Below are 1272 nucleotides of genomic sequence, written 5' to 3'. Positions count from 1 at the left end.
CCAAGAGGGCGGTGGCAGCCAGCGGGCGTTGCAGGAGTGGCTGCAAACCCAAGGGGAGTCGCTGACCCAGCTGACACGCACTGTCGAGGTCAATAGTGAGCGGGAGCTGGCCGCCGCCATCAGCCGTGGCGATGCTGACGTGGGGCCCGGTGCCCAGAGCACCGCTACCGAGTTTGGCCTCGGCTTTATGCCGCTGTCGCAGGCCTGCTGCGATCTGGTGATGCCGCAGGGGGTCTTCTTTCGGGCGCTGTTACAGCAGTTGCTCGATTGGCTGCACTCCCCTGCAGGGCGGGAACTGGCGGCACGGCTTGGCGGCTATGACGTCAGCCAGAGCGGCAAACTGGTATGGAGCCCGCAATAATCCCTGCCGCGAGCGGTTAAACGGCACGAGCGGTTAAACGGCACGAGCAGTTAAGCGGCGCAAGGCCGTGGGCCGCAGCCAGCAAAAACGGGCCTGCCATGGTGGCAGGCCCGTTTTGTTTAATCGACACCCGGTCATGGCTCACCGTGCATGGCCCCTGCATACACCGCGCTGGGCGAACAGAGCGGCACCGTTACCACAGAAGGCCAGCTACTAGCTTTCGGTGACTGCTAGCGTTGACGACTCGGGTTCACGCCCTTCGGCGCCCAGCGCGATCCGCCATCCCTCTAGCTGGGCACTGTCACCACTGCTGGCCAGTAAGGCGTGACTGCGCAACCGAACCGTAAAGCAGCTGCCCTGCCCAGGAATGGAGTCGACCAATAGCTCCCCCCCCCAGCGGCTGATAATGCGATGGCTTAACGCCAGCCCAAGCCCAGTGCCGGTGGCGCGGGTGGTAAAGAAGGGATCAAAAATCTTGGCTATGATGGCCGCTTCGATGCCGCTGCCATTGTCGATGACCCGCACCTGTGCCCCCTGCCGCTGGCCAGCGTCATTAAACCAGTCATCACTCTCAACTCGGATCGCCCCCTGCTCCCCCAGCGCGTGGCTGGCATTGACGAGGAGGTTGATCAACACCTGCAGTAGCTGCTGGCGATCCGCCTCGATAGGTTGCTGGGCCTTCAGATCGGCGTTCAGGGTCACCTGCTGCTGGCGCAGGGCCGAACGCACTAAGGTCAGGCTCTCTTCGATGATGGGGTTAAGGTGCTGCCACACTGGCGCCGTTTCGTAATCGCCGGGGCGGGAGTATTGCAGCAGGCTGCGGGTGATGGCGCGGATCCGCTCAATCTGGGCTAACACCAGTGCCAACTCGTCACTGACTGGCGCGGCCGCCGCACCCAGAGTCAGCTTCA

General features: G+C 63.4%; 2 protein-coding genes. One reads left to right on the top strand and one right to left on the bottom strand.

Going from position 1 to position 1272, the window contains the following annotated elements; genetic code table 11:
• Positions 1–361, top strand: a 361-nt coding sequence (locus CUC53_RS18235; RefSeq protein ID WP_201796804.1) for a substrate-binding domain-containing protein, incomplete at its 5' end; no start/stop codon positions are given.
• Between the two features lie 213 nt (positions 362–574).
• On the opposite strand, the gene CUC53_RS18230 is transcribed toward CUC53_RS18235, so the two are convergent.
• Positions 575–1272 (bottom strand): sensor histidine kinase (locus tag CUC53_RS18230; RefSeq protein ID WP_236757973.1); only part of this gene is annotated, 698 nt, incomplete at its 5' end.

This window comes from Aeromonas cavernicola (assembly GCF_002795305.1).
Classification (GTDB): Bacteria; Pseudomonadota; Gammaproteobacteria; order Enterobacterales; family Aeromonadaceae; genus Aeromonas; species Aeromonas cavernicola.
Note: the sequence above shows the minus strand (reverse complement) of the source record. Positions and strands in the feature narration are given on the sequence as shown.